Below are 26,814 nucleotides of genomic sequence, written 5' to 3' on the forward strand. Positions count from 1 at the left end.
AAAAATTTATCATAATATTTTACCGAATGTTCGGTAATTAATTCTTTTATAATTATTATTTAAACAATGAAAACAATGAAAACAATGAAAACAATGAAAACAATGAAAACAATGAAAACTTTTGTTATGATTTTTATCCTAAGCACATTTATGCTCAATGGACAATCAAAAAAAGGAATGGATACAAAAGAGAATTATCCTACCACGTATAATACGATTGATGTTGATGGTCTAGACATTTTTTATCGTGAGGCTGGACCAAAAAATGCGCCTACTTTAATTTTATTACATGGTTATCCTACATCATCACACATGTTCAGAAATTTAATAAAGGATTTATCATCAGAGTATCACTTAATTGCACCTGATTATCCTGGATATGGAAGAAGCGAACAACCTGCTATGAAAGACTTCGACTATACTTTTGAAAATATGTCAATCGTTATTGAAAAACTATTAGTGAAGCTCAACATTGAACGTTACAGTTTGTACTTAATGGATTATGGAGCGCCCATTGGGTATCGTATTTTTGAAAAGCATCCTGAACGTGTTCAATCTTTTATTGTACAAAATGGAAATGCTTATGAGGAAGGTTTAAAAGCGTTTTGGAATCCTTTACGAACTTATTGGAATGATTATACAGTAGCTAATGGAAAACCATTAGAGGGGTTTCATGCTTTGGAAGGATTGAAATGGCAGTATACACATGGTGTAAAGGACATATCTAAAATAAGTCCAGACAATTGGCATATCGATTTACAGCACTTAAGTAGACCAGAGAATAACGAGATTCAGTTGGCGATGTTTTATGATTATCGGACCAACGTAAGTTTATATCCAAAGTGGCAAAAATTATTTAGAAAGTATCAACCACCAACCTTAATTGTTTGGGGAAAGAATGATATTATTTTTCCCGCCGATGGCGCTTATCCGTATAAAAGAGATTTAAAGAATGTAGAATTTCACCTATTGGATACAGGACATTTTGCTCTTGAAGAGAAAGGGGAAGATATTGCTAATTATATATCTAAGTTTTTGAAGAAACATGTAAAAAAGTAATAACTCAACATCAATAGAATACAACATCCTGAGCAATCGCCTCGGGATGTTTTGTTTTATAGTGAAGAGGTGCTATATATTATACCATCTAACAAGTAAGTGTAGGGCAGGTCTAAAGGAAGTAAGGATAGAGCCCAAAATTATTTAATATACGCTCAAACGAATTGCCTTAGAGCATAAGCACTTTTCCGATGCCTCGTTCGGGAAAGGTCTTAGCAAGTATTGTGTTAAATTAAAAGCCTTCAGGCAATGGAACATTGTTCCAATGATTCATAGCGTCTAAGATTCCGCCCATTAAAGCAAGTGTAATAATCCAGTATAGTATGTTGATGCCCATATGTTTCCAGTGTCTTTGTCCGAATAATCCATTGACGACAATCACAGGAGTTACAGTTGTAATGGCAATGAACGTTCCATGCCAAGCGCCATGAGCAAAGGTGTCAAAATCACCTTCCTGATTGAAACCAGAATTATTGAAATTCAGCAAGAAAAATGATAGTATAAAAGAGAGCACAATAGCTACGATAACGGTTACAATCCTATTGGGTTTTTTTACTGTTTTATCTGAAATGTCTATGGTACTCGTCCAAACTTTGCCAAACAGATTTTTATGATAATAAAGAAAACCAATACATAATGGCGTAATGCTAGCCAATGCCATTGAAAACCAGTTAATGTCATCCATAATACAAATCGTTTTAATCCTCTTTTTTGAAGAATTTATACACTAAATATATGAAATATATAATAGGAATTCCTACAATTGAAGAGTCAATCCTTATTTATTTTATGACTTTTTTTCCAAATACGGGAACTTCTTAAAGACCATTCAAAATGGATCTGTTTTTCTTACAAAGGACATGGTGCTCATCACAGAAATGCGATTGACATTGTTACTAAACCTACCAATACCTTAGCGCCTTGCCCTCTTCTAAATAGGCCTTTAAAGATTCGTGAATAAGGTATTTCCATCCACCTTCAAATTTCTCTTGCTTAAAGTCTGGGTTTGTAAAGGACTCTATCCCTTCATGAGTGAGTTTTACTTTGGTGTTTTCGCCATGTTCAGACAATTCGAAGGTTACAAAAGATATGCCTGGATACCCTTCATAACGCCATGAGTATTTGAGTTTTTTTAAGGGAACTACCTCTAAAACTTCACACAGGTGCATATAACGTTTGTTTTCTTCACCACCTTCAAATTGGAATTTACAACCCACTTCGGCTTTAAATTCTGGGATATCGAAATACCATTTTTTCATTAGTTCTACTTCAGATATGGCACGCCAAACGCGTTCTAAAGGCGCTTTAAATTCTTGTTCTAAAATGAGTGGTGAATGTTCCATGTTCGTTATGATTTATAATTCGTTTTTAGGTTTAGATTCTAATTCATCCAATAACTGACCAAGCTGATTGAGTTTTCCAACCCACATACTTCTAAAATGTTGTAGCCAATCGGTAATTTCTGTGAGTTTTTCGGCTTGGAGATTACAATAGCGTTCGCGACCTTCTTTTTTTATCGTAATCACGCCACATTCCTGTAAATACTTGATATGTAGCGATACGGCCTGTCTGGTCATATCAAACTTATCTGCCAAGGCATTGACGTTTTGTGATTGGTTGGTTAAAGACATGAGTATACCACGTCTAGTCGGATCTGCAATAGCATTAAATATATCTCTTTTCATAATCGTTTTAAATGTGCAAGTGTTTACTTGCAAATATAAATGCAAGTTTTTACTTGCGCAAATTTTTTGAAAATTATTTTTTTATAATGAGAGAAGATGACGTGGGAGTGATTCTTAAGGGTTAACCGTATTTTGAAGTAATTCTGTTAGAAACCGAAGTAGGATGTCTGGTTCTGAAAAGAGCTTTTTAGAATACAGCCAATTTCGTCGTATACCTATATTAAAAGTTCCTGTACTGGCTTTATAACCTGGGTTTACAGAATAATTTTTAGACTCTAAGATACGTGCAGCTTGAGCTTTGCTAATGACCCATTGTATACCGCCTTTATTGGGTCTTGTATCTTTTAAGCTGCAAACAAGTCCGTTAGCTTCAATTTTAAGCGTCGTTTCTTGTTTTGACGTCATGAACACCGTAAGTTCTGTGATTTTTGCGTTTTCGGTATCATCAGATGTGGTACCAACACTGACTTCCTCTTGGTCTGGTGTTTTAAGAAATGTGCGATAGGCAATAACTGCTGTAATCACAGCTGTAGCCGCCATAATGACCTGCGCTGAAGTGTTGATCCAATCTAAGTATGTGTATAACGGTGTCATCGTTCTTAAAACGTCGTTTGTAATTAGAACTAAGTTAGTAAAAGAAAATGAGTTGCGTGTTTTTATGGTAATCGAATGTGTACATGCATCATTAACTGCTGGTGTTTTATTCAGTTACTTCTTTTATTTGGTTTTCTAAGTCGTTGATTCCATTAAACTTTCTAAAATTCAAATCTTTTCCTATTGATCTTAATTCAGTTATTAATTCAAGAATTACATCCAATGGTTCAGCTTCAAATCCGAACAGATTTTGGTCAAATTCTGTTCCTATTAGCAGTCCGTCATTTGCCATTCCAACGCACCAATTTTCCATAAATTCAGATAATGCGATTTCAGTTACTTTATAATTTTTCCATTCGTCTTTTGCGCAAGATTTAGCACGAACTTTTTCTGCCCAAAAACATATGAGTTCAATCGGATTTCCATTGTCATCCTCATATTGAGTCGAACTCGATGTAGCGAATCCGTTTTTACTTTTCAATCCGTAAACTATTTCGTTTTCAGAAACTGTTTTTATGAATTTTAGATGTCGATTTTTAAGTGTTATAGAATCTTGGAACATAGTTTTTTGCTAGTAGATAAAGTGTTTGAGTATGCTTTTAGGCTAGAACTAAGTTAGTAAAAGGAAATGAAATTGAGGGAAATCTGAAAGGATTTACAACGATATATGCAGTAAGTAATTGAATAAGTTTATCGTTTATTCCAGGATAGCTGGAAGAATGTATTGCTCTAGTATTTTTTCAGGTTGCTGAAATTTCCCATTTCCAAAATTTCCCGAGGTTATGACAACTACCGAATCTAGCTCGGGAATCACAAATATATACTGTCCTCCAGCTCCTCTAGCTTCAATAGATTCAATCTCTTGATTAGCTACGACATAGGTTTTATGCCACCACAAGTAGCCATATTCGTTGTTATCACTTGTATTCTCTAAACGTAGATATTTTTGAAAAGAGTTATTGACCCAATCTTCTGAAATAATCTTTTGTCCATTCCAGTGCCCTTTATTAAGATAGAGTTGTCCAAATTTCAACATATCTCGAGGTGTTAAGTACATCCCACCTCCAAAATAAGGTGTTGTTGAGGTGTTTTCGGTTTGGATGATATAATTTGAAATACCTAAAGGAGCCAAAAGTTTTTGATCCATATATGATTCCAGAGGATAATCTAATTGTTCATTCAAGCATACGCCAAGTAAAAACGGGTTTGCAGAACCATAAAAGGCGTGAGTTCCTGGTGTATTGATCATGGAAGCATCCATTACTGTTTTTAACCAATCATTTGAATTTTGATAGCTGCCTTCAGAAGCGGTCGAATTTCTATCTATACCAAAATCGATGGCATCTATTCCAGAGCTCATCGTTAATAGGTCTTTAATTCTAATTTTAGATCTTAAGGGATCTTTAGTGTTCTGATAGTCTTGAGGTAAGAGCTCATTTATAAGTTGCTCGGTATTTTTTATAATATGGTCGTTAACAGCAATGCCTATCATAGACGAAGCAATGCTCTTTGAGGCCGAACGCTGATCGTGAGGAATAGCAGAATTGTAGCCATCAAAGTAGGCTTCAAACACTAATTTGTCCTGCCTTGCAATAAGAACACTATGTGTATTGACCAAAGACTTTTTATTGATACTGTCAATCATTCTAATTAAAGGTGATGCTTTGATATCTAACTCTTGAATGCTAGCTGTGACCCAACCATCATTGGTTTGTATTGGTTTTTTAGTGCTTTGATTTAGGGGGCCATTAGAACTAATCTTGTTTAAATCCACATCAGAGCGTATCAAATTAGTAATGGCCATCGTTTTTTCAGATAGCATAATTTCTAATTGGATTTTATCGGTAAGCAATGTGGCCTTAAATTTCAATCCTGTTTTATAATCACGAAAAGATATAATGTTATTGTTCCTAACAAACTGGCTGGCCCAAGTTCCCGTAAATCGCTGATCTCCAAAAACGGGATACGTAGCAAAACTACCGTCGTCATAATTTTCAAAACTTATAAAAACAGATTGGGATTGCAGGCTATCAACCATAAACGGATTCCAAGTACCTGTAAATTCATTATTTTGAGTTTTTCTTAAATTGACATGATACATTAAAATTCCAGAGGTTATGAATCCAGCTATTTCTGTGGTATCGTTGTTATAAGAAAGGTTAAAATGTGTATGCTCATCGAGACTAAGTTGAATACGATCATTATGCGTTGATATCAATTTTTTATTGATAGTTCCTACACCATTGGTAATGGTAAGATTGTAGGTATTAGAATCTAGATGTTCTATGGTTATATCGAAATTGAACGTATGGATGTTTTCTAGCGTGCCTTCCCAATTTCCTTCATAATTTTTTAAATCATTTTGTGCACAACTTAGAAAAGTAAATGCTAATAGAAATGGAACAGCTAATAGGTGTTTAGTCATAATTTAATGTTTATTAAAGCCAAAAGTAGTTGATTAAAAACACTAAAACTTGTATCAGATTAACATGACTTGTTTTTATTGAAATGCTTTCTATAAGCACTTGGATTCATGTTGAAATAGGATTTAAACACACGATTAAAATGACTTTGATCTGAAAAACCTGCTTGGTAAGCAATTTGAGTCAATGAGTTATTCGAATCAAATATAAGTGGAATGGCTTTTTTTATTTTCTCTTGTCTTATGTATTCTCCAAGACTAGTATTAAGGTATTTTGATGCAGATCGAGAAATATGTACAGGATGAACGTTTAATTGCTCTGAGAGGTATTGAAGGCTTAATTGAGATGTGTCATAATGCAATAGTTCTTTTAATTCAAAAATCCAGTTCGGAACCGTTTTACCGTCACTTTCTTTAGAATCACTTAAGGCATCGCAAATTTGTAATACTAACAGTTCAACCGATACATTGCTGAATTCATCAGAACGCATAAATTCATAGTATAGCTTTGCAAAAAGAAAATGTATATGCGGATTTTGAACTAGCAAACTACCTTCAAACAGATTTAAGTCTATGCCATTTGTTTTGAACCAATCTTTTTGAAATTCTAAATGAAAACCGCTAGCCGCATGTGAGTGTTTAATACCATAATGTACCTCTTGCCAATTATTAAACATTAAACTTCCCGAAGGGCATCGTGTTTTTACTTTCGCATTACAGTCAATCATATTGCCATGCAAAACGAACATGAAGTATGGGTTTTCATGGTAATGCCAATCTGTTTTATCTATTGTATAGTTATATTGAGATAATAAGATACCGTTAAAAGATACCTCCGAATTTTGATTTCCGTAATACTCACCTTTAGTTAATATTTTCATTTTTATTGGGCTTGTACTAAGGTAGCAAAAGAAAATGAACTTTGGGACGTACAACTTTTGTTATAAATCAGTCTATATATGGACTATTTCAACAATAGTTAGCTCTTTCATGATTATCGAATAAATAGGCCTTCCATAAAAACGGAAATAGTTTCTTTTCTTTGAAGCTACGATTTCGGTATCTATATCATGGCTATTGTTGTCTTTATCGGGAATTAATAGGCCAATAATTATACAATTGGCTATATCTATTTTAGAGTTCGGTGTGTTTGAAGCCTCTTCTAATATCCTATTAAAATTTTCTTCGAGTCGCTTAAAATAGGATTTCTGGTAATCAGTAACATTTCCATTGGTTGTTGGTAGATCAATTTTAATGGGATAGCCTAAACTTTTAGAATAGACATTTCCGCGATATGCATATTCGCCATAGTTCTGACTATATTTTAATTCACCAATACCATCAATATAGTCGAGTTGCTCTTTTGGTTTAGGTTTTGAAAAGTCAAATAATCCCATGGGTTTTCTGAAATGGTTTGGTCGGTTGTTAAGGTTATGGCTTTTACGCCTCGGTTTTAAAATGTTGTCCGGTTTTAAATCCGAAATAGGGAAGAAAAACCAACAATACAATTTTACTTATAAAAATAATAGTCAATAATGAATCATGCTTTCCTGCCGTGTTTCCTGGGCTCTGTTCAAGGTTTGTGGCGCTTAGCGGAGGATATATGGTCCATCCAGAAGCTTGTTGAATAAAGGAATCTAGCATGGAGTCAATTCCGTTTAAAACGACAATTAAAAGTATCGTAGAGAGTATTAAAATGAGGTTAGCCGTTAAACTTTTGAAATGTTCTCTTAAAGATCGAATACTGTAAACGAGGAAGCATATAAAGACAGCAGTTAGTACTGTAAAATGTAAATTGGAAATGACATAATAGGTGTCGTGAATATTGATATCGATTACAGCTTCAGATTTAAATCCGTTATTACCATAAACGACTAGATTCAAAACTAGAATTAATCCGATTGTTCCAATGAACCAATACACTTCTTTTTTTTTCATAATTGTTCGACTATTTGTTTATGCGCACCACAATTTATTTGTTGTATGGTTAGTGCCTAAGGTAGCAAAAGAAAATGAGCTTGAGGAAGTCTGCGAGGATTTTGGTAATTATGCGAGTACTAGCAATGAGCGATATATGGCGTTGGCCGTAGTTTTTATAGTCCTATACTTTTTTTGAGAACACTATATTTTCATATGCTTTTCCATTGACGAAAAAATTTAAATCTCCAACATTTTTAAATTCATTTTTTTCATAGAATCTAATGGCTCTCTTGTTTTTTATGTACACTGTGAGCCACATCGTTTCTAGTTGTAGTGTTTTGGCTTGATTTTCAGCAAAAGTGAGAAGTTGTTGTCCAATTTTTAATGGGATAAAATCATTTAGGATGAAAATGCGTTCCAATTGACAACTGTTTTCTGATGTCATGTATTTGTTTGACGCTTTTAGTACTAATTTGGCATAGCCAACAGGCAAATCATCTACATAGATAATATAAAAGTGTTGGTTGGGGTTGTTTATATGCTGTTTGGTCTTAGACACTGAAAAATTCTCATTGAGGTATGTGGAAACATCATTTTTATCTTCGATATAATGACCATGAGATTCAGCCCAAGTTAGTCGACCTAAAAGTGCTAAAATGGCTGTATCTGCTTCTGTAGCTATTTTTATATTAATCATTGCTATTCTTATTTAGTCGTAGTCTTCTTAAGTGATATCCATGAAGCAATACTGCAATGGTACATCCTACAATTATGGGCGTTGCAGCAATTAGTGCGCCATATAAAATGTAAATGATATTAGCGATTAGTGAGATTAGCCTGAGTTTATATTCGCCTTTGGTAGACATTGAATATAAGTTGATCACTAAACCTGCGTAACCAATACAATCAATTAAAAATGGACTCATGTTTTATCGTTTTCTGTTAGACTATGTAAGGTTGGTAACTATGCTTCTTAAAATCAGTGTAACAAATATAGAAAGCAGTATTTTGTTTTTAGTTTATAATCGAATTAATAATTGTATATTTGATTTCGATTATATCGAATAAATACTAATAAAATTTTGATTACAAATGGATGCACTGGATAAAAAGATACTTGAAATGCTAACAATTAATGCTAGAGAGAGCTTTGCTAATATTGGAAAAGACGTTGGTTTGTCTGCGCCTGCTATAGGCAAACGCGTGAGACAAATGGAAGAAGATGGTATCATAGAAGGCTATGCTTTAAAAGTTAATCATGAAAAATTAGGCATAGAGACCAAAGCCTATATAACATTAGTTGTACATCGAGAACAAAGAGGATCATTAGATGCTCAAAAACAAATACAAGCCATGGAAGAAGTGCAAAGTTGTCATAGAATTACTGGTGATGATTGCTTATGCGTTTTGGGCTATTTTAGAAACAATAGGCACCTTATTTCCTTTCTTGAAAAAATCTCAGCGTATGGTGCGTCTAAAACGAGTATTATTTTAGAGGCGTGATTTGTGTTTTTGGGAGGATTCAATCCTTCTTTTCATTTAAGACATCAAGTAAGAACACTAGAGATGTGTCAAGACCATGACTAACCTTTAATAAGGTTTTTAGCGTAGCAGATGTATGTCCATTTTCGAGGCGTTGGATAGAGCGTACATCAATATCAGACTTTACTGCAAGCTCTTCTTGAGTGATGTTTTGTTCAGCGCGTAACGCCTTAATACGTTTTCCAATTCTGGTGATAATGTCCTCTAATTCTAACTTTTTCATTACAAGCGGAGTGAATGATAAATGAAAAATAGAGGTTAATTGATAATATAAACACGACAAATTTGTCGTGTTGTCAAAATAATTTATATATTTGGCCATAATCATTGATAATCAAGGTCTTTACTTCTGACTACCTAAAAAAAAATACTTTATGAAAACACTTTGCTCTAAAATTTGTATTGCTCTTTTGTTACTTACTAGTATAGGATGTAGCGAAAAAGAAATACAGCACGATGAAACACAATTACAACAAATAACGCTTCCAGTAGTTTCTGAAAAGGTTAATTTCGAAAGCATACCACACTACAATAGAATTGTAGAACGACTTAATAAACTACACGAAAAGTTCAACAACAAGAGCGCATTAGCTAGAGATGGCGACGATGAAATGCTAAGCATTATTACCGAAGATGTCTTATATACCCAATATGATAGTACACATACTTATACCTTTAAAATTTTAAGAGAACAGCCACAGGCTTATGTTGAAAATCTGGTATTGCATTATAATCTTGATGCAGATGATTATGACGAATATTTAGTGCAATATCATGTTAATGCAGAAGCGTTTTTAGAATTGAGTACTAACGGACTCCTTCAAAGCTCAGAACAAGTTACAATAACGACCTTAGATCAAGGTTTTTTAGATGACAACTTAGTCAATAGTGGTTGTGAGAGAGTTTGTGAAACCATTTATGTTACTTGTGAGTGGGATTTTCACGACGAAAGTAATATTAGTGATTGGACTAATTGTAATTCCTACGGAACCATAGGAGGACCATCTACCTACCAATCGTGTAGTTCTATTTGTGATGATACTGGCGGGGAAGACGAAACCATAGATGATGGCGATTCTGGAGGTGGCGGTAAAGGTGATGTGATTACCAATCCGAATACCAACGAGCCTTGTGATGCAAATGATGGTAGCATTGGTGTTACAGGAACTAATGGTGAGTGTATTGATGTAAATGATTGGGTTGAAGATGAACAAAGTAAGAATCAGCTTTGTGGAACATATAATTTTATTACTATTGGAAATGCTTCGGTTGCGAATATTTCGGGACTAGGTATATTTGCTAAAAGTAGTACAGGAGATATGCTCTCGGTTACTTTTTTCACGCCATTGTGTGTCACCATACCAAATTATAATCTACCTTTATCTCAGGCATCAGTGAAATTTAATACGGCTTGGGCACTTACTATGAATGAAGTTTTAACCTATTTAAATAATACACAAGGCATATTTAACCCAACGCCTGCCGCAATTAGAACATTAATTTTGGAATTTCTTACAGTTAACTTAAATTTGATTGCTGGTATAGAAAATGGAGTTTCAGTCGTATCATATAGCTGCGAAGGGGTACCTACAACACCAGCTGTATATTGCCCTTAACACATGAAAATTAAGTATACAACCATTACAAATAATGAACTTTTGGATGCCTATCCGCAAGTTCATTATGACTTAAATTATTACTATTCCATTGGAAACATAGAAAGTGATAAAAAAGCACTTTCCGAAAAAATTAATAATAGTATTGTTAATAAGACGTACTATAAAGATCATTGGGAAAATGGTTTCATCGCAAAATTGAAATCTCATCTAGATATACAAGAGATTTATCCTACTACAGCTGGTTTAGTTCCAAATTTTTCGGGTGTCATAAAACTAAGGGAGGATGGCAATTTTAAAACTGAATTGCACTTTTATAAAAGCCTAATCAATGACTATTTTACTATTGAAATTCTAGAACTAAATACACATAAAAAAGTAGTGCATCCTATCTTAGGTGAGAAAACCATAGTTGGAGTTGATACTATTACTGTGTCACCAATAGGGAAATATAAAGACTTATTTCATCAAGTTTTAAAATGTATAAGCCAAGAGTATGAAACATCTAAATTTATACCTTATGTCTTTGATACGATTAGACTTGAAGGCTTAAACCTCAAATATAAACAGGAAAAAAATTGTACTATTTCTAGTGCACTATTTCAAAAGTATAGTGTTTATAATGATACCATAGAAGTAATTGGTGATGTTGAGTTTGGGTTAGAAATATTAAAAAACTAATTGTTTATGAACGAAATGGACAGTTTACATATAGATATCAATTTTTTAGATACAGTGTTTGATCAAAGCCATTTTGTAAAAACAAATAAGCACATAGTATCTTCTGAAACTATTAAATACGATTATATGCTAGATGATGCCATCACTTATCAGTTATGGGGTTTTAAGTTAGATCAACTCTATCTCAATGAAACGAATGGAAGAGTAACCTCTTTTAGAGCGAAACTAAAAGATATCGATGATAATTTTTATGAGGTTATAGCCAATACGCTAGGTAAGCCTAGAAGTATTACTTTTCTGGATAAAGAAACCGATAGCTTGTTTAAAGCTAAATTTTTAAAAGGACTCATAAAAAAAGACTCCGATATCCCTTACAAAAAAATAAAGTCTTGCCATTGGTATCAAAATGATACGATCGTTATTAACTTTTATAATGCCAAAAAGAGTAACCTGTCTAGATATGATGGGATTGAGGTTTCGGTTTCGACTAGGTGAGAGCCTAGAGGGTTTTGGAGTATGCACAGAAGGAGCGAATGATTATACGTGTTGTTGGCAGTTCGTTTGACTAGTTTAACTGCTTAAAATCAAAAAGTTATGTCATTATGTCACTGATAAATTATTGGCAAGCTTATTGAACATATTTAATAGCTTCGTGTAATTTTGGCATTGTCCGTTTTAAACGACTACAGGGTAGAATTACCAATCGCAGTATAAGGCGTTTTTGGGAGTGTAATTTCAAATAGAGCCAGAAGTTGAAAGAAATCTATCAGCACTGGTACTATTAGAAGTAGTAAACTTGTATTGTTGTTACTATTCAATTTGGTGTTCATCATCATTTGGATGTATAAAGATACAATATTTATTTGTCGCAGAGTGATGCAAAGAGCCTACAAAGCTCAGAGACTGTTGCCCGATCCGAAAGGATGTATGTTTAAAATAATTCATAGGATAGTCACGTTCGTCATTTATTACACGAAGTTTTTTATTTTAATTTTATGCATGTTAAAAAGAAAAAACATTGGTATCGACCAAAAGGCTATGAGCATATTACTCCTCGATTGAGTTTTGACGATTATAAATTCGTTAAATCTTATGCTACAAGTACAAATGAAGTTTCTAAACATGCGTTTTTGCCTTTAATACATTCTACAATAAAAGAACGACGTTATAAAGTAGTTGATTCTAAAACAGGAAGGCGTTCACATAAAATAGTTGAAAAAGGTAAAACAAAGAGTACAGCCAAAAAAAGGCAAATTTATTATGCAACTCACATAGATACTCAAATTTACTCTTATTATTCTAATCAGATTCTTAGTCCAAAATACGAGAAGATGCTTTCCGTAAGACCAAACTTATCTGATTGTGTTACAGCTTATAGACGTATTCCAACAGGAAATGATTCGAATAAAGGAAATGCACATTTTGCCAAAGAAGTATTTGATTTTATAAAATTAAAAGGAGATTGTGCTGTTATGGTTTTAGATATTTCTAAGTTTTTTGACAGCTTGGATCATTCTATTTTAAAAAAAATGTGGCGGAAAGTTTTGGGAGATAATGTAATAACATTACCAAAAGACCATTACAATGTGTATAAATCCTTGATTAACTTCTCCTATATTGAAATGAGTGATATTTTAGATAAATATGATATCAAGCATATTAAAGAGTTAAGAAGAAGAAATAGTAGTTCTTTTTGTGCAGATATTGAAGACTTTAAAAAGAATTTCGTTGAAACAGGTTTAATAAAAAAAAATCCGTTTAAAAATAAATCTGGTAAGCCACAAGGAATTCCACAAGGGACACCATTGAGTGCATTATTGGCCAACTTTTATTTATTTGAATTTGATAATATTGTTTTATCAGCAATTGAATCTTGCAATAATGCTTTGTATAGAAGATATTCTGACGACTTGGTTATTGTCTGCGATAAAAAGGATGCTCAGTATCTACAAAATCTAGTAATGAGTGAGATATCTAATAAGTGTAACCTTTTAATACATCTAGATAAGACCAAAAAATATGTTTTCGAAAAAGATAAAAAGAACAACGAGTTCTCAGTAAAACAGATATTGAAAAATGGAGGTTTTAAACCAAATATTCCACTTGAATATTTAGGATTTGAATTTGATGGAAACAGAATACTTTTAAAATCATCTAGTTTGTCTAAATATTATAGAAAGGCAAAACGAGGCGTTAGAATTAGGGCATGGAGAGCATTGGAAGCAAAGAAGAAAAAAAGAAGAAAACCTGCTACTAATGCTAAAATCTATAGACAAGGTTTGTATAAGTCTTTTTCTCATTTAGGAAGAAATCGTAAAAGAGGAAACTATTTGACTTATGCATATAGAGCAGCTGAAATTATGAACGAACCAGCAATTAAAGGACAAGTTTCAAATAGTTGGAAAATATTAAATAACCAGATTGATAGATATCAGAAAAAATATCGACTTCCAAAGTAATCTAAATCTTTCTTAGAAAATGACTGCGAACGTGTTTGTATATGGTTTGTTGCGTGTTTCAAACACCTAATTAGCAAATACAAACCAAATAGAAAATCCACGAGGATTTTCGTAAGTAGGCTTTGCACTATCAATTAATTTTATACGTTGTTGTGCTTAGTGTTTTCCTTTATCCAGTCCCAGGCTTCATTCGGTAGCCATCCATTATAGTCTTGAAAATTAATTTCTGATGTAAAATATTTTTTATTTGGTGCTAATTCTTTCATTAATTCCACAATATGAGAAGCATTTACAGAATTTCCAACTTTGATTATATATGTGCTTTCCAAATAATGCCACCAAGCTTTAACACCTTTGGTTTGAGTTAAATTATTATGAAATACCTTTTGGTTAAATGTTTTTGGAATTCCATTATTATCAAATATTAGTATGTAAAATTTATCCCAATTCATTCTGTAAGTGGATTATTATTGTCATTATTTAATTTAGGCGCATTTGGATTTGTAATCAGATGAATATTTGATAGATTAGGATTGTTTGCTCTTTCATTATCTCCTAATAATTCCAAAGCTTGTTTTTGAGTTTGGTATTCTTCACTTCTTAAATAATCTGGTTTTTTTATAGCAAAGAAGCAATAAAAAAACAGACCAATTAAAATGAATAATGCTGAAAAGGAAAATACTATTATTACAATCCAATCTTTATCAGAAAAAATAGCGCTAATTACACCAATAAGCAAACCAATCATTCCAAATTTGAATAATGAGTCAGTAACGCTTTTAACTCTAATTGAAGAAACTTGATTGAATACTTTAGTCCATACCATTGTTCTTCTCTAATTTATCAAGTTCATTTTTCTTTATTTCATTATGTATTTCAGTAAGTTCCTTCAACACTTCTTTTTCTGTCTTATTGGTTAATTCGCATATAGTTTTTATATAGTGTTTTGTTAGCGTTTTTACCTGAATATTCGATTCGGCAACCATTGTTATTATTGGTTGAACAGAACTCAATAACTTTTCAATGTTTTCTTTATTCATATGAGCGGTTTTACATTAAGCACAACGGTCCAGTGTATGATTTCATTACGTGTTTAAGCACTAAGTAGGCAAATAAATCACAGATAGAAAGTCCGTGAGGGCTTTCGTAAGTAGGCTATAACTAGCATTGAATTATACACATTGTTAGCTGTAGATTTTTTCATTCACCGTAATTAATTCAGCCAATTTCTTTGCAATATTTTCCATTGTATCTTCTTGTGTATCTAATCCATTTCTTGACCCTAACAATGGACTCACATCTCTCAATTCATCATAAGTTGTATTGTGCACAATAGGTACAAGTTGGTCTGTAGCAAGTAAAGCAGATAATTCTTTTTCGGCAACACCTTCGTTCTGTACTCTTTTCAAGAAGCTAGGTGTTACTAAAACAATTCCAATTTTAGATTTTGCTAAACCTTTATCGATTTCTCGAAGAAATGAAGTTCCTAATGGTATATCTTTTTCACTGAACCATACATTTACACCATTTGATTCAAGTAAGTCGTATAATTCTAACGCAGATTCTTTTCTGTCATCCCAAGCGTGACAAAGAAAAATATCTCTAATATCAGGTTTTTCAGCTCTTTTTTCAACAACTTTTCTAACAGGTGTAAGTGTATTTATCTCTGTTGACGTATAATAAATTGTTGAACCAGATTTTGACCAAGAAGCTTTTCGAGTTCGACCTTTTGAACTATTATAATTTCCAGATGAAGATGTTCTTCTGCTCGAAGTATATGAGTTATCATAGGATGGATATGAATATCTAGAACTATATCCACCATATCTATTTCTGCACGCTGGACAATTCGCTGCGCCACTTGCTGTTCTATGTCCTCTTGAAGGTGCTGTACATCTTGCCATATTTTTATATTATTCTTTTATATTGACTATATTATTAATTTACTTTCGTCTTTAGTTACGGAAAACCGTATTTGATATATTCGGACGTTTTCTCAAATTACATCCAACTCCTCATATAAGGAACTTAATTCTTCTTTTCGGTAACATAGCACCTAAAAGTGAGAACTTTATTTCCTTTTTCACAACCCATAAAGCTAATACATTACCAAATACAATGTATAGGTAGATATACCTGTATTTTAAGTAAAAACGCCTGTTTGAGCTTGTAGTGCTAAAGTATAGACTTAGATATAAATCACATTACGGAAATCCTTACTTTTAGTAAGGTTTTAGATAAGAATCGATAATTTTTGGTGTAGAAGATGACTTAGTCTTTCGGCTTCCTCGCCCAAACCCCAGATTTTTTACCAAGGTCTTTTTTCTCTTTAAACTGGATAGGAATCGCGCTTCTAAAATTCCTAATGACGAAATGCAAATGTGGCGTTGTCGAATACCCTGTATGTCCCGAAATACCAATAGGCTGTCCAGCTTCTACAATATCACCTAAATTCACCAAAACACCGTTAGTGTTTAGATGCACATAAAAGGCTATGGTTCCATCGTCATGATAAATAAGAATCTGATTGGCCTTATCTCTATACGATGCTCCACCATGCTCTGTAAAATGGTCTACGGTTCTAATAACGCGTCCGCGACGTGCCGCAACAACGGTGTCGCCAATAGGCATTTTAAAATCAATAGCGTAGTACGATTGGTCACTTCGGTGTGATAATCGCCCACCATAAGCCTGAATCACCTTATAGCGCTTGCCTTCTAGAAAAGGAAGCTCATAGTCTACATGTTTTATAGAGTCTTTATGGAGTTTCTTTCCGTAGGCCATAGACAGCTTAAGATGCGTGCTTACCTTAAAACTAGAATCTGTGGCTATCGCTTTTGGGAATTTAAAGATTTCGACTAGCGAATCTTTAGGACTACAAATAAAGTCTCCTGTGTCGATACCAGCATCGAGTTCAGATAGTTTTTTTACCGATAAGGTAATAGGAGCGTAGGTATGATTCACAAGTGTATACGTCAATAAAGAATCGGTTTCGCTTTTGGTAAAACTCACCTCTTGAGCATGTAATCCGCAATGGAAAAGAAAGATTATTATACTTAAGCCTAATTGTTTCATAACTATGATTTTAAAAGAGACACTTCGACTACGCTCAGTGTGACATACGCCTGAGTGAATTGCCAAATGTCACTTAGTGACCACTTCGACTGCGCTCAGTGTGACAATGCTACTTTACGAAAGAGTAAACAGTGTCAAACATCGTTTTTCCGTCGGAGTGAATTGTCAAATGTCGCTTAGCGACCACTTCGACTGCGCTCAGTGTGACAATGCTACTTTACGCGAGAGTAAGTTACCCAAATGTCACTTAGTGACCACTTCGACTGCGCTCAGTGTGACATGCTAACTCATTTTTTACATCTGAGTGAGCTGCCAAACGTCGCTTAGTGACCGCTTAGCGACCGCTTCGACTGCGCTCAGTGTGACAGGTTGCTTTATATAAGAGTAAACAGTGTCAAACGTCGTTTTATCGTCTGAGTGTGTTGCCAAACGTCGCTTAGCGACTGCCAAATGTCGTTTAACGACCTAGTCTTCTACGAGAACCCATTCGCCTTTAGCGATTAAAGGTTCGGCTTGCTTGTACTTTACGACTTTATTTTCGCCGCTCATCACATGCTTGATAGTCACACGATCATTACGTCCAATTTTTGGTCTGTCGCGTACAATTGTTTCTACAACTTCAGGCTGACGTTGCGTATTTCCTGCCGCACGACTTTGTGCTGCACGCTCGTCCATATTAGGAATCTCTTCCTTCTGCGTTTCTAGTTTCTCTTGCTTACGTGCTTTAGCCTCTTGGATGTTATTTTGTGTTTCCGAAGGTAATTCACCCTTAAACAAGAATGAAATCACATCTTTATTCACCTGATCAATCATATCTTTGAAAAGCTCAAAAGCCTCAAACTTATAGATTAATAACGGGTCTTTTTGCTCGTGAACCGCTAATTGTACAGACTGCTTTAACTCATCCATTTTACGTAAATGCGTTTTCCAAGCATCATCAACAATAGCTAAAGTAATATTCTTTTCAAAATCGTTAATTAACTGCGTTCCTTTAGTTTCATAAGCCTTTTCAAGATCGGTAACAACCTGTAAATTCTTTACACCATCCGTAAACGGAACCACGATACGCTTGTATTTATCACGTTGGTTGAGATAGACATTTTCTATCACAGGAAACGCCAGTTCTGCATTACGTTGCATTTTCTGTCTGTAATGCTCAAAAGCAGCTTTATAGACTTTTCCAGCGATATCTTGGAATGATAGTTTTTCGAATTCAGCTTCGGAAATTGGCGAGCTCATAGAGAAGTATCTAATAAGTTCAAATTCGAAATTCTTGAAATCGTTAGACTCCTTATTAGACTCTGCAATCCCTTCCGAAGTATCATAGATCATATTAGCTAAATCCACACGAAGACGCTCACCTTGTAAGGCATGACGACGACGTTTGTAAACCACTTCACGTTGGGCATTCATCACATCATCATACTCCAATAAACGCTTACGAACACCAAACTGGTTTTCTTCCACTTTTTTCTGTGCACGTTCTATGGATTTTGAGATCATAGAATGCTGAATCACTTCACCTTCTTTTAATCCCATTTTATCCATCATTTTGGCAATACGCTCACTACCAAATAAACGCATAAGGTTATCTTCTAACGATACATAAAACTGTGAACTTCCTGGATCTCCTTGACGACCAGCACGACCACGTAACTGACGGTCAACACGACGCGAATCGTGACGTTCTGTACCAACAATGGCCAAACCTCCAGCTTCTTTTACAGCATCACTTAATTTAATATCGGTACCACGACCTGCCATATTGGTTGCAATCGTTACCTGTCCTGGTTGTCCAGCTTCGGCAACAATATCGGCTTCCTTTTTATGAAGTTTCGCATTAAGAACGTTATGAGGTACTTTTCTAATGGATAACATTTTTCCAAGCAACTCAGAAATCTCTACGTTAGTTGTACCAATTAATACAGGACGACCAGCTTGAGATAATAGTGTTACTTCATCAATAACGGCATTGTACTTTTCACGTTTCGTTTTGTACACTAAATCTTGTCTGTCATCACGTGCAATAGGTCTGTTGGTAGGAATTTCTACCACATCCAATTTATAAATTTCCCAGAATTCACCAGCTTCGGTAACCGCAGTACCTGTCATACCAGACAGTTTGCGATACATTCTGAAATAGTTCTGTAGTGTTACTGTAGCAAAGGTTTGCGTAGCATCTTCAATCTTTACATTTTCTTTGGCTTCAATAGCTTGGTGTAATCCGTCACTATAACGACGACCATCCATAATACGACCTGTTTGCTCATCAACAATCATAACTTTATTATCCATAACAACATACTGGATGTCTTTTTCAAATAAAGCATATGCTTTTAGTAATTGGTTGAGTGTATGGATACGTTCCGATTTAATTCCGAAATCTCTAAACAACTCTTCCTTTTCGGCTGCTTCCTCTTCTTTTGATAAGCCTTTGGCTTCAATCTTAGAAATCTCCATACCAATTTCTGGCATGACGAAGAAATCTGGATTCTCTTTTCCAGAGAGGAATTCAACACCTTTATCTGTTAATTCTACCTGATTATTTTTTTCCTCGATAACGTAGTAGAGCTCTGCGTCAATTTTTGGCATCTCTCTGTTGTTATCTTGCATGTAGAAGTTTTCTGTTTTTTGAAGTAGTGCCTTGATACCTTCCTCACTCAAAAATTTGATTAAGGCTTTATTTTTAGGAATACCTCTGTAGGCTCTTAATAATAAGAAACCACCTTCTTTAGTATCACCTTCGGCAATCAATTTTTTGGCTTCGGCTAAAACGCCAACCAATTCTTTACGTTGTACATTAACAATCGTATCAACCTTAGGTTTTAATTCTGTGAACTCATGACGATCCCCTTGCGGAATAGGTCCAGAAATAATTAATGGCGTACGCGCATCATCAACTAATACAGAATCGACCTCATCAACAATAGCATAGTGATGCGGACGCTGTACAAGATCGTCTGGCGAATGTGCCATATTATCTCTTAAGTAATCAAAACCAAATTCGTTATTTGTTCCGTAGGTAATATCGGCACGATAGGCTTTACGACGCGCTTCAGAGTTTGGCGTATGATAATCGATACAATCAACACTCAAGCCATGAAACTCAAAAATAGGAGCCATCCACGCGCTATCACGTTTTGCTAAGTAATCGTTAACCGTTACTAAGTGCACACCATTTCCAGCTAAAGCATTTAAGTATACAGGAAGTGTTGCCACTAAGGTTTTACCTTCACCAGTTTGCATCTCTGCAATTTTTCCTTGGTGCATTGCGGCTCCACCAATAAGCTGAACATCATAATGAATCATGTCCCAAGTAATAGGCTTACCTGCAGCATCCCAAGAATTTGCCCAAAGGGCCTGATCGTTTTGTAAAGTAACATACTCTTTATCACCAGAAATTAAGCGATCAAACTCATTAGCCTGAACAGCAATTTCTGTATTATGAACAAAACGCTTTGCAGTTTCTTTAACCACACCAAATGCTTCTGGCATAATAGTATTAAGAACCGTTTCAGTTACTTCGTAAATGTCATCTTTGATTTTATCTATTTCAAGGTAGATGTCTTCACGTTTGTCAATATCATCAGTAGCCTCGGCATCTTTTAATAATTGATCTATTTGGTCTTGAAGCGGTTTGCGTGCCTCTGCAATTTTGTCCTTGAACTCGGCCGTTTTGGCTCTTAATTGATCGTGTGATAATTGCTCAAGTGCACTTTCAAAAGATTTCACTTGTTCTACAATAGGAGTAAGCGCCTTGACATCTTGCTTGGCTTTATCTCCTACAAATACTTTAAGTACTGAATTTAAAAAACTCATTTGTGTTTATTTATGTTATTAGAAACGTTGCGGACAACGTTTAATCTTTAAAATTCTGGAATTCAAAGATATGATTTGTGTTAGTTATACTGAAAATTTCAGGCACAAAAAAAGCCTCATTTAGAGACTTTTTAACTTTTCTTTTATGTAAAATGTAATTTTTGTTTCAATTACCTTTAATACTCATCTTCATTCCATAGATAATCTTCGTCTGTGGGATAATCTGACCAGATTTCTTCAATGGAATCGTAAGAGTCGCCTTCGTCTTCTATCGCTTGTAGATTTTCAACAACTTCCAGAGGAGCTCCTGTTCTAATAGCGTAGTCTATTAATTCGTCTTTTGTTGCTGGCCAAGGTGCATCACTTAAATAAGATGCTAATTCTAATGTCCAATACATTTCTTAGTGTGTTTATTTTTTTGCAAAAATAAAATTATAGTTCAAAAAGTCAAGAAAAAATCGAATTAATTAAATAATAATTTAAAAGAACTTACATTTTCAATCGTTTAAGCCTAGTAGAACTGTTAATTTATTCTGCAAAGTGGTACTCTAGGATTCTTTCTTAGGAATCCATTTTACTTCTTCGGCTTGCAAATCATGTGACAACTTTCGTGCCAATACAAATAGGTAGTCAGAAAGTCGGTTGAGATAGGTTAAACTTTCGGGCTGAAAAGGTTCTAAATCGTTAAGCGCACTAGCAAGACGTTCGGCTCTACGGCACACACAGCGTGCAATGTGACAGAATGACACAGTTTGGTGTCCACCAGGCAATACAAAGTGTGTCATTGGAGGAAGCGCTTCGTTCATCGTATCCATTTCTTGTTCGAGTTGCGTAATATCGGCTTCGGAAATTTTAGGGATATTTAATCGGTCTTTTCCATTTTTGAGTGTCGCTTTTTCAGGATCTGTTGCTAAAATAGCCCCAACAGTGAATAATTTGTCCTGAATATCAATAAGCACATCTTTATAATGATTATTAATATTTTGGTCTCTAATAAGTCCGAGATGCGAGTTAAGCTCATCTACGGTTCCGTAGCTGTCAATCCGAATATGGTGTTTAGGAACACGTGTGCCACCAAAAAGTGCTGTAGTTCCTTTGTCACCTGTTTTTGTGTAAATTTTCATAGATGCAAGTTAAAAAGTAATAAGAGAACAGGCAAAGGTTTTGGATAGCTTCTTGAAACTAAGCTAGCGTTACCCAAAAATTCCAACTCATATGAAACAAGATCGAAGGCACAAATGACTTTGATTTATAATAGAGAAGCGCTGAGATAAGGCCTCCAAAAAATGTGATGTAAGTTAAATGAAAATCGAGATGTAATAACTCTGATTCAGGGAAAAATAAGGCCACAAGTTGCAAGTGAATAAGACTAAACAATAACGAAGATATCAAGATGGCAAGTTTTGGTTTGATATGTCTATTTAGACCTTCTTGGATATAACCTCTAAAGAATAACTCTTCTGCCAACGGGATGAATATTACGGTAGAAATCAACATATAAAAATCGATGTTGGCTACATCAAAATCGTAGATAATATTGATGTTTGTATTAAAAAGAGCATTGTATATGTCGTTTAAAGGAGTTTGAATGAAAACGAAAGAAGCACCAAGAGCGATGGCAATAAATGCATATCGTTTGGGAACCTTAAAAAAAATGAGAAGTTTCTTTTTGTAGATTAAGAGCAATAAAATAAAAATAGCAATGAGCTCCAATGCTGTCGCAATAGGGAAAATGAATTTATAGTATTTAATTGCTAAGTCTTCAAATGCTTTGAAGAATAGTTGGCTAAAGCCATAAGAAATTAACTCAAGAAAAACTATAAAAAGTAATGTTGCTAAAACATATTTTAGTGATTTCATAACTATTTTGGTTCTCTATTACCGAAAAAAACCGAGAACATATTTTGTAATGTAGTCTTTAACGTTTAAAGCGTCGTTTGTTCTTTTTCTTTTCGTAAGAATCTTTATACTTAGTACGCTTTTGCCGAAAGGGATTCCCAACAAAAACAATAATGAGTACGATAATTATAATGTATACGATCAAAATCTAATGTGTGTTTTGGTAATAATTTGCAAATGCGCTAAAAATATAAAGAAATCGCTGATTGATTTGATCGAATTCTTTTTGCCAGCCATTATTCTTCGATAACATGTGAAACCTGCCTGGAATCTTATTGGTTCCGGAAAATTCTTCCGATAGCTTATCTAATTCACTCCCATTTTTTTCAATTATGGCCATTTTGTAGTTTGCAATTTGGTCATCGAATAGTTCAAAATTGCTAAAATCTTTAGACGTGAATTTAGAATTGTTATCGTGTTTTTCTAAAATCTCATCTAATACTGAAATGAGTTCATCTTCGAGTTGGTTAAGGTTAAGACCTTTATAGAATTCTAAATTAAACTTATTCTTATTGTCCAAAAACGTCAGTAAAAAACCAACGACGCAAATGGCAATACATCCAAGTATAGACATTGTTAGTTACGAGTATCGCTCTCTACTATGCCATCACGAAGCCTAATCACACGTTTAGCATGAGCAGCAATATCCTCTTCATGTGTTACCATAATTACGGTGTTGCCTGCTTGGTGAATTTCGTCAAACAAGGCCATGATTTCAAAACCTGTTTTAGAATCTAGGTTTCCTGTAGGCTCATCGGCCAAAATAATAGAAGGTTTGTTTACCAAAGCTCGGCCAACAGCTACACGCTGTCGTTGACCACCAGAAAGTTGATTTGGTTTGTGGTCCATACGATCGGCAAGACCTACATCTGTAAGCACTTCTTCTGCACGTTTGGTACGCTCAGATTTAGATTTCCCTGCATATACCATTGGCAATGCTACATTGTCTAAAGCCGTAGTTCTGGGTAATAAGTTAAAGGTTTGAAAAACGAAGCCAATTTCAGTATTTCTAATTTCGGCTAATTCGTCATCAGACATCTGACTTACATCATTTCCATTAAGTACATAAGAACCTGCCGTTGGTGTGTCTAAACAACCTAATAAGTTCATTAGTGTTGATTTTCCTGAACCTGAAGGTCCCATAATCGCTACATAATCACCTAGTTCGATATCGAGATTAATGCCTTTTAAAACATGAACGGTTTCTTGACCGAGTTGAAAATCACGAATAATGTCTCTAATTTCAATGACGTTTCCCATACTGGAATTTACTTTTAATTGATGTTTCTGCAAGATACAGATTTCAGTACATATGACGCAACAGATTAAATGTTGTTACAATCTAATGATGAAATTTTCTTTGGCTTGCTCTTTTCTGAAACTTACAAAACCCCAGAAAAAGGTGTCGATAGTTACTGTGACTTTTGGGTGATTCTGGATGCTTTTCCATGCATCTACCATGTCTTTAGACCAATGAATGTCATCAAAAATAAATATAGAATCGTTATTGGCTGTTTCGATTAATTCATGAAAATACCGCAATGTTGCTTCTTTATTATGATTACCATCGAAAAAAATGAGGTCGTAATTGTTGGTTTTAAGTTGCGGTAGTACAGTTTCAAACTCTCCTGTTTTAAGTGTTACATTAGTTATATTGGAGTTAGATAGTTGTTGCCTTGTAACTTCGGAAAGCGAAGGGCATCCTTCTATAGATACGACAGCATTTTTAGTATGTCCTAAGGCCATAGCATGTGTCGCTATACCCAGAGATGTTCCTAGTTCTAGTGTGTGTTGTGGTTTAATGTACTGCACCAATCTATATAGTAACTTAGCTCGTTTTAATGAAGTTCCAGAATTTTTAGCTATAGCCTTGATGGTTCTAGAATTTGATTTGAATACTCGCGAGCCAGACCCAAAATCTGTAATGGTAACTAGTTGCTTATTGTTTAGTAAAGATGTTTTGTAATTTGAAAGTTTCGAATAGGTTTTATACTTAGTCTTATCATAAAAACATTTGGTGACGAGATCATATACAAAAGGTGAATGCACACCATGCTGATTAGTAGATTTAAATAGGAATTTTATGTATTCAATAATTTGAAACATAGCTTAAGATTCAAATTTCTCAGATAACTCAAACCAACGCATTTCCTTTGTTTCGATATCGTCTATAATGACTTGAAGTTTTTGCGAAAGTTCATTGATTTTTTCTTGAGTTAAAGAAGTGTCATTAAATTGCTCTTCAAGCGCTTTTTTATCCAATTCTAAAGCCCTTATTTTACTTTCTAGATTTTTGTATTCTTTTTGCTCGTTGTAAGATAATTTTTGCGCTTTATTAGTATCTGCCTTTTTTTCTGAAGGAGCCGTTACTGTTTTTTCGGTAGGTGTTTGAGACGGTTGTGAAAGATCATACTCGCGATAATCTGAATAATTACCAGGGAAGTCCTGCACTTTTCCATCACCTTTAAACACAAAAAGATGATCTACAATTTTATCCATAAAATAGCGATCATGAGATACCACCAGAAGACATCCTGGGAAATCTAGCAAGAATTCTTCGAGAATATTTAAAGTAACGATGTCGAGATCATTAGTGGGTTCATCAAGAATTAGAAAATTAGGGTTTTGAATCAAAACAGTACATAAATACAAACGTTTTTGTTCACCACCACTTAGTTTTTCAACATAATCGTGTTGTTTCTTTCCGTCAAATAAAAATCGTTCTAAAAGCTGCTTGGCACTAATTTGTCGGCCTTTAGCCAGAGGGATAAACTCGCCAAATTCTTTAATAACATCAATGACTTTCTGTTGGGGTTTAATATTAATTCCACCTTGAGTATAGTAACCAAACTTCACAGTATCTCCAATAATGATTTTTCCTGTGTCTGGTTTGATGCTATGTGTTAGCATATTTAAAAATGTAGACTTTCCTGTTCCATTTTTTCCTATAATACCAATGCGCTCGCCACGTTTGAAAACGTATTCAAAGCCATCTAAAATAACCTTGTCTTCAAAAGATTTTGAGACATTATGAAACTCTACAATTTTACTTCCCAAGCGTTCCATATTAATTTCAAGTTGAATTTTATGGTCTTTTCTGCGTTGGTGTGCTCTTTTCTTGATGTCTGAAAAATCGTCAATACGAGATTTCGATTTTGTTGTTCGGGCTTTAGGCTGACGCCGCATCCATTCAAGCTCTTTTTTAAAGAGTTGTTTGGCTTTGCCTGTTTCAACCTGTTCTTGAGTAATACGCGCTTCTTTGTTTTCAAGGTAATACGAGTAGTTACCTTTGTAGGTGTATAATTTGCCGTGATCTAGTTCTATGATTTCGTTACAAACGCGCTCTAAGAAATAACGATCGTGAGTGACCATAAAAAGTGTAAACTGCGACTTAGCAAAGTAGTGTTCTAACCATTCGATCATTTCTAAATCCAAATGGTTAGTGGGTTCGTCTAAAACGAGTAAATCTGGATTGCTAATTAAGGCTTGAGCAAGTGCCAAACGTTTTATTTGCCCTCCCGACATGGTACTTATTTTCTGATTTAAATTATCGAGTTTAAGTTGTGATAAAATTTGTTTGAATTGAAGCTCAAATTCCCAAGCATTATGAATATCCATTTGTTCAAATGCTTTTTGGTAGGCCTCTATGTTCTCTGGATTTTGAAGCGCTTTTTCATAATTTTCAATGATTTTCAGCTGCGGAGAATCTGAATTGAAAATAGTATCATTTATGGTAAGATTGCTATTAAATTGAGGAGATTGGGATAAGAATGAAATACGCAATCCATTTCTCATAACAACTTGGCCAGAATCTGGCACATCTGCTCCTGATAAAATATTAAGAATTGAAGTTTTGCCGCTTCCATTTTTCGCAACGAAAGCAATTTTATCATCTTTATGAATGCTAAATGAGAGCTCTGAGAAGAGTTCTAATTCGCCATAAGATTTTGATATGTTTTCTACAGTAAGATAGTTCAAACTATTTTTTTTACAAAGAAAGCGATATTACTCAAAAAAACGATGAATTGTTTTGTTATTAATGG

31 protein-coding genes are annotated in these 26,814 nt (G+C 34.4%); 6 read left to right on the forward strand and 25 right to left on the reverse strand.

All coding sequences use genetic code 11. From position 1 onward, the window contains the following. Positions 1-75 precede the first annotated feature (75 nt). Positions 76-1,059 (forward strand): alpha/beta hydrolase, encoded by a 984-nt coding sequence (locus tag Q0787_RS12765; protein WP_298903163.1) that lies wholly within the window; start codon positions 76-78, stop codon positions 1,057-1,059. Positions 1,060-1,291: 232 nt separating this feature from the next. Here the strand turns inward: Q0787_RS12765 and Q0787_RS12770 are convergent, their stop codons facing one another. From Q0787_RS12770 to Q0787_RS12820, 11 genes are all read right to left on the reverse strand, one after another. Then, the gene (locus Q0787_RS12770; protein WP_298903165.1) at positions 1,292-1,744 is read right to left on the reverse strand and encodes a DUF1761 domain-containing protein; all 453 of its coding nucleotides are present in this window, start codon (positions 1,742-1,744) and stop codon (positions 1,292-1,294) included. Between the two features lie 217 nt (positions 1,745-1,961). Next, complete coding sequence (locus tag Q0787_RS12775) at positions 1,962-2,402, reverse strand: SRPBCC domain-containing protein (protein WP_298903167.1); 441 nt, start codon at positions 2,400-2,402, stop codon at positions 1,962-1,964. 12 nt (positions 2,403-2,414) lie between these two features. Further along, positions 2,415-2,744 (reverse strand): helix-turn-helix transcriptional regulator, encoded by a 330-nt coding sequence (locus Q0787_RS12780; protein WP_298903168.1) that lies wholly within the window; start codon positions 2,742-2,744, stop codon positions 2,415-2,417. A 114-nt stretch (positions 2,745-2,858) separates the two neighbouring features. After that, positions 2,859-3,338: a hypothetical protein gene (locus Q0787_RS12785; protein ID WP_298903169.1), complete on the reverse strand. Its 480-nt coding sequence runs from the start codon at positions 3,336-3,338 to the stop codon at positions 2,859-2,861. Between the two features lie 106 nt (positions 3,339-3,444). Continuing rightward, on the reverse strand, positions 3,445-3,900 hold the full coding sequence (locus tag Q0787_RS12790; RefSeq protein ID WP_298903170.1) for a DUF2750 domain-containing protein: 456 nt from the start codon (positions 3,898-3,900) through the stop codon (positions 3,445-3,447). Between the two features lie 135 nt (positions 3,901-4,035). After that, positions 4,036-5,763: a serine hydrolase gene (locus tag Q0787_RS12795; RefSeq protein ID WP_298903172.1), complete on the reverse strand. Its 1,728-nt coding sequence runs from the start codon at positions 5,761-5,763 to the stop codon at positions 4,036-4,038. A gap of 59 nt (positions 5,764-5,822) precedes the next feature. Further along, positions 5,823-6,641, reverse strand: a complete 819-nt coding sequence (locus Q0787_RS12800) for an AraC family transcriptional regulator (RefSeq protein ID WP_298903174.1) — start codon at positions 6,639-6,641, stop codon at positions 5,823-5,825. 72 nt (positions 6,642-6,713) lie between these two features. Then, positions 6,714-7,157, reverse strand: a complete 444-nt coding sequence (locus tag Q0787_RS12805) for a hypothetical protein (RefSeq protein WP_298903175.1) — start codon at positions 7,155-7,157, stop codon at positions 6,714-6,716. Positions 7,158-7,200: 43 nt separating this feature from the next. Next, entirely contained in the window at positions 7,201-7,698 is a 498-nt protein-coding gene (locus Q0787_RS12810; protein WP_298903176.1) for a hypothetical protein, read from the reverse strand. A gap of 163 nt (positions 7,699-7,861) precedes the next feature. After that, entirely contained in the window at positions 7,862-8,377 is a 516-nt protein-coding gene (locus Q0787_RS12815) for a GNAT family N-acetyltransferase (RefSeq protein ID WP_298903177.1), read from the reverse strand. Further along, entirely contained in the window at positions 8,370-8,606 is a 237-nt protein-coding gene (locus tag Q0787_RS12820) for a hypothetical protein (protein ID WP_298903178.1), read from the reverse strand. Before Q0787_RS12820 ends, Q0787_RS12815 begins: the two co-directional genes overlap by 8 nt. A 166-nt stretch (positions 8,607-8,772) precedes the next feature. Between Q0787_RS12820 and Q0787_RS12825 the strand changes: the two genes are divergently transcribed. After that, positions 8,773-9,183, forward strand: a complete 411-nt coding sequence (locus Q0787_RS12825) for an Lrp/AsnC family transcriptional regulator (protein WP_298903179.1) — start codon at positions 8,773-8,775, stop codon at positions 9,181-9,183. 19 nt (positions 9,184-9,202) lie between these two features. On the opposite strand, the gene Q0787_RS12830 is transcribed toward Q0787_RS12825, so the two are convergent. Continuing rightward, positions 9,203-9,445, reverse strand: a complete 243-nt coding sequence (locus Q0787_RS12830) for a helix-turn-helix transcriptional regulator (RefSeq protein ID WP_298903181.1) — start codon at positions 9,443-9,445, stop codon at positions 9,203-9,205. A gap of 151 nt (positions 9,446-9,596) precedes the next feature. Here Q0787_RS12830 and Q0787_RS12835 point away from each other — a divergent pair, with 151 nt between their 5' ends. The 4 genes from Q0787_RS12835 (at position 9,597) to drt2 (ending at position 13,978) form a co-directional block, all read left to right on the forward strand. Further along, positions 9,597-10,838, forward strand: a complete 1,242-nt coding sequence (locus Q0787_RS12835) for a hypothetical protein (RefSeq protein WP_298903183.1) — start codon at positions 9,597-9,599, stop codon at positions 10,836-10,838. A 3-nt stretch (positions 10,839-10,841) separates the two neighbouring features. Next, positions 10,842-11,519: a hypothetical protein gene (locus Q0787_RS12840; protein WP_298903184.1), complete on the forward strand. Its 678-nt coding sequence runs from the start codon at positions 10,842-10,844 to the stop codon at positions 11,517-11,519. A 6-nt stretch (positions 11,520-11,525) separates the two neighbouring features. Further along, positions 11,526-12,014, forward strand: coding sequence for a hypothetical protein (locus Q0787_RS12845; protein WP_298903185.1), 489 nt, complete (start codon positions 11,526-11,528; stop codon positions 12,012-12,014). 500 nt (positions 12,015-12,514) lie between these two features. Then, complete coding sequence (gene drt2, locus Q0787_RS12850) at positions 12,515-13,978, forward strand: antiviral reverse transcriptase Drt2 (protein WP_298903187.1); 1,464 nt, start codon at positions 12,515-12,517, stop codon at positions 13,976-13,978. 140 nt (positions 13,979-14,118) lie between these two features. Here the strand turns inward: drt2 and Q0787_RS12855 are convergent, their stop codons facing one another. From Q0787_RS12855 to Q0787_RS12915, 13 genes are all read right to left on the reverse strand, one after another. Further along, entirely contained in the window at positions 14,119-14,430 is a 312-nt protein-coding gene (locus Q0787_RS12855) for a hypothetical protein (RefSeq protein ID WP_298903188.1), read from the reverse strand. Then, positions 14,427-14,804, reverse strand: a complete 378-nt coding sequence (locus tag Q0787_RS12860; protein WP_298903189.1) for a hypothetical protein — start codon at positions 14,802-14,804, stop codon at positions 14,427-14,429. The genes Q0787_RS12855 and Q0787_RS12860 overlap by 4 nt, the downstream gene beginning before the upstream one ends. Next, positions 14,791-15,018 (reverse strand): hypothetical protein, encoded by a 228-nt coding sequence (locus Q0787_RS12865; RefSeq protein ID WP_298903190.1) that lies wholly within the window; start codon positions 15,016-15,018, stop codon positions 14,791-14,793. Before Q0787_RS12865 ends, Q0787_RS12860 begins: the two co-directional genes overlap by 14 nt. A gap of 144 nt (positions 15,019-15,162) precedes the next feature. Beyond that, positions 15,163-15,882: a toll/interleukin-1 receptor domain-containing protein gene (locus tag Q0787_RS12870; RefSeq protein WP_298903192.1), complete on the reverse strand. Its 720-nt coding sequence runs from the start codon at positions 15,880-15,882 to the stop codon at positions 15,163-15,165. Positions 15,883-16,249: 367 nt separating this feature from the next. Further along, a complete protein-coding gene (locus tag Q0787_RS12875; protein ID WP_298903193.1) occupies positions 16,250-17,053 on the reverse strand; it encodes a M23 family metallopeptidase in 804 nt (267 codons plus the stop codon). A 465-nt stretch (positions 17,054-17,518) separates the two neighbouring features. After that, the gene (gene secA, locus Q0787_RS12880; RefSeq protein ID WP_298903194.1) at positions 17,519-20,872 is read right to left on the reverse strand and encodes a preprotein translocase subunit SecA; all 3,354 of its coding nucleotides are present in this window, start codon (positions 20,870-20,872) and stop codon (positions 17,519-17,521) included. Positions 20,873-21,048: 176 nt separating this feature from the next. Next, a complete protein-coding gene (locus tag Q0787_RS12885) occupies positions 21,049-21,270 on the reverse strand; it encodes a DUF2795 domain-containing protein (protein ID WP_010177336.1) in 222 nt (73 codons plus the stop codon). 150 nt (positions 21,271-21,420) lie between these two features. Beyond that, the gene (locus tag Q0787_RS12890; RefSeq protein ID WP_298903197.1) at positions 21,421-21,996 is read right to left on the reverse strand and encodes a cob(I)yrinic acid a,c-diamide adenosyltransferase; all 576 of its coding nucleotides are present in this window, start codon (positions 21,994-21,996) and stop codon (positions 21,421-21,423) included. A 58-nt stretch (positions 21,997-22,054) separates the two neighbouring features. After that, positions 22,055-22,732 (reverse strand): type II CAAX endopeptidase family protein, encoded by a 678-nt coding sequence (locus tag Q0787_RS12895; RefSeq protein ID WP_298903198.1) that lies wholly within the window; start codon positions 22,730-22,732, stop codon positions 22,055-22,057. A gap of 187 nt (positions 22,733-22,919) precedes the next feature. Further along, positions 22,920-23,345: a hypothetical protein gene (locus tag Q0787_RS12900; protein WP_298903199.1), complete on the reverse strand. Its 426-nt coding sequence runs from the start codon at positions 23,343-23,345 to the stop codon at positions 22,920-22,922. A 2-nt stretch (positions 23,346-23,347) separates the two neighbouring features. After that, a complete protein-coding gene (locus tag Q0787_RS12905; protein ID WP_298903200.1) occupies positions 23,348-24,031 on the reverse strand; it encodes an ABC transporter ATP-binding protein in 684 nt (227 codons plus the stop codon). A 75-nt stretch (positions 24,032-24,106) separates the two neighbouring features. Next, positions 24,107-24,877 carry an O-methyltransferase gene (locus tag Q0787_RS12910; RefSeq protein WP_298903201.1) on the reverse strand — a complete coding sequence of 257 codons (771 nt, stop codon included), beginning with the start codon at positions 24,875-24,877 and terminating at the stop codon, positions 24,107-24,109. A 3-nt stretch (positions 24,878-24,880) separates the two neighbouring features. Then, positions 24,881-26,749, reverse strand: coding sequence for an ABC-F family ATP-binding cassette domain-containing protein (locus Q0787_RS12915; protein WP_298903203.1), 1,869 nt, complete (start codon positions 26,747-26,749; stop codon positions 24,881-24,883). Between the last annotated feature and the right edge of the window lie 65 nt (positions 26,750-26,814).

Source organism: uncultured Psychroserpens sp. (assembly GCF_947492715.1).
GTDB lineage: Bacteria > Bacteroidota > Bacteroidia > Flavobacteriales > Flavobacteriaceae > Psychroserpens.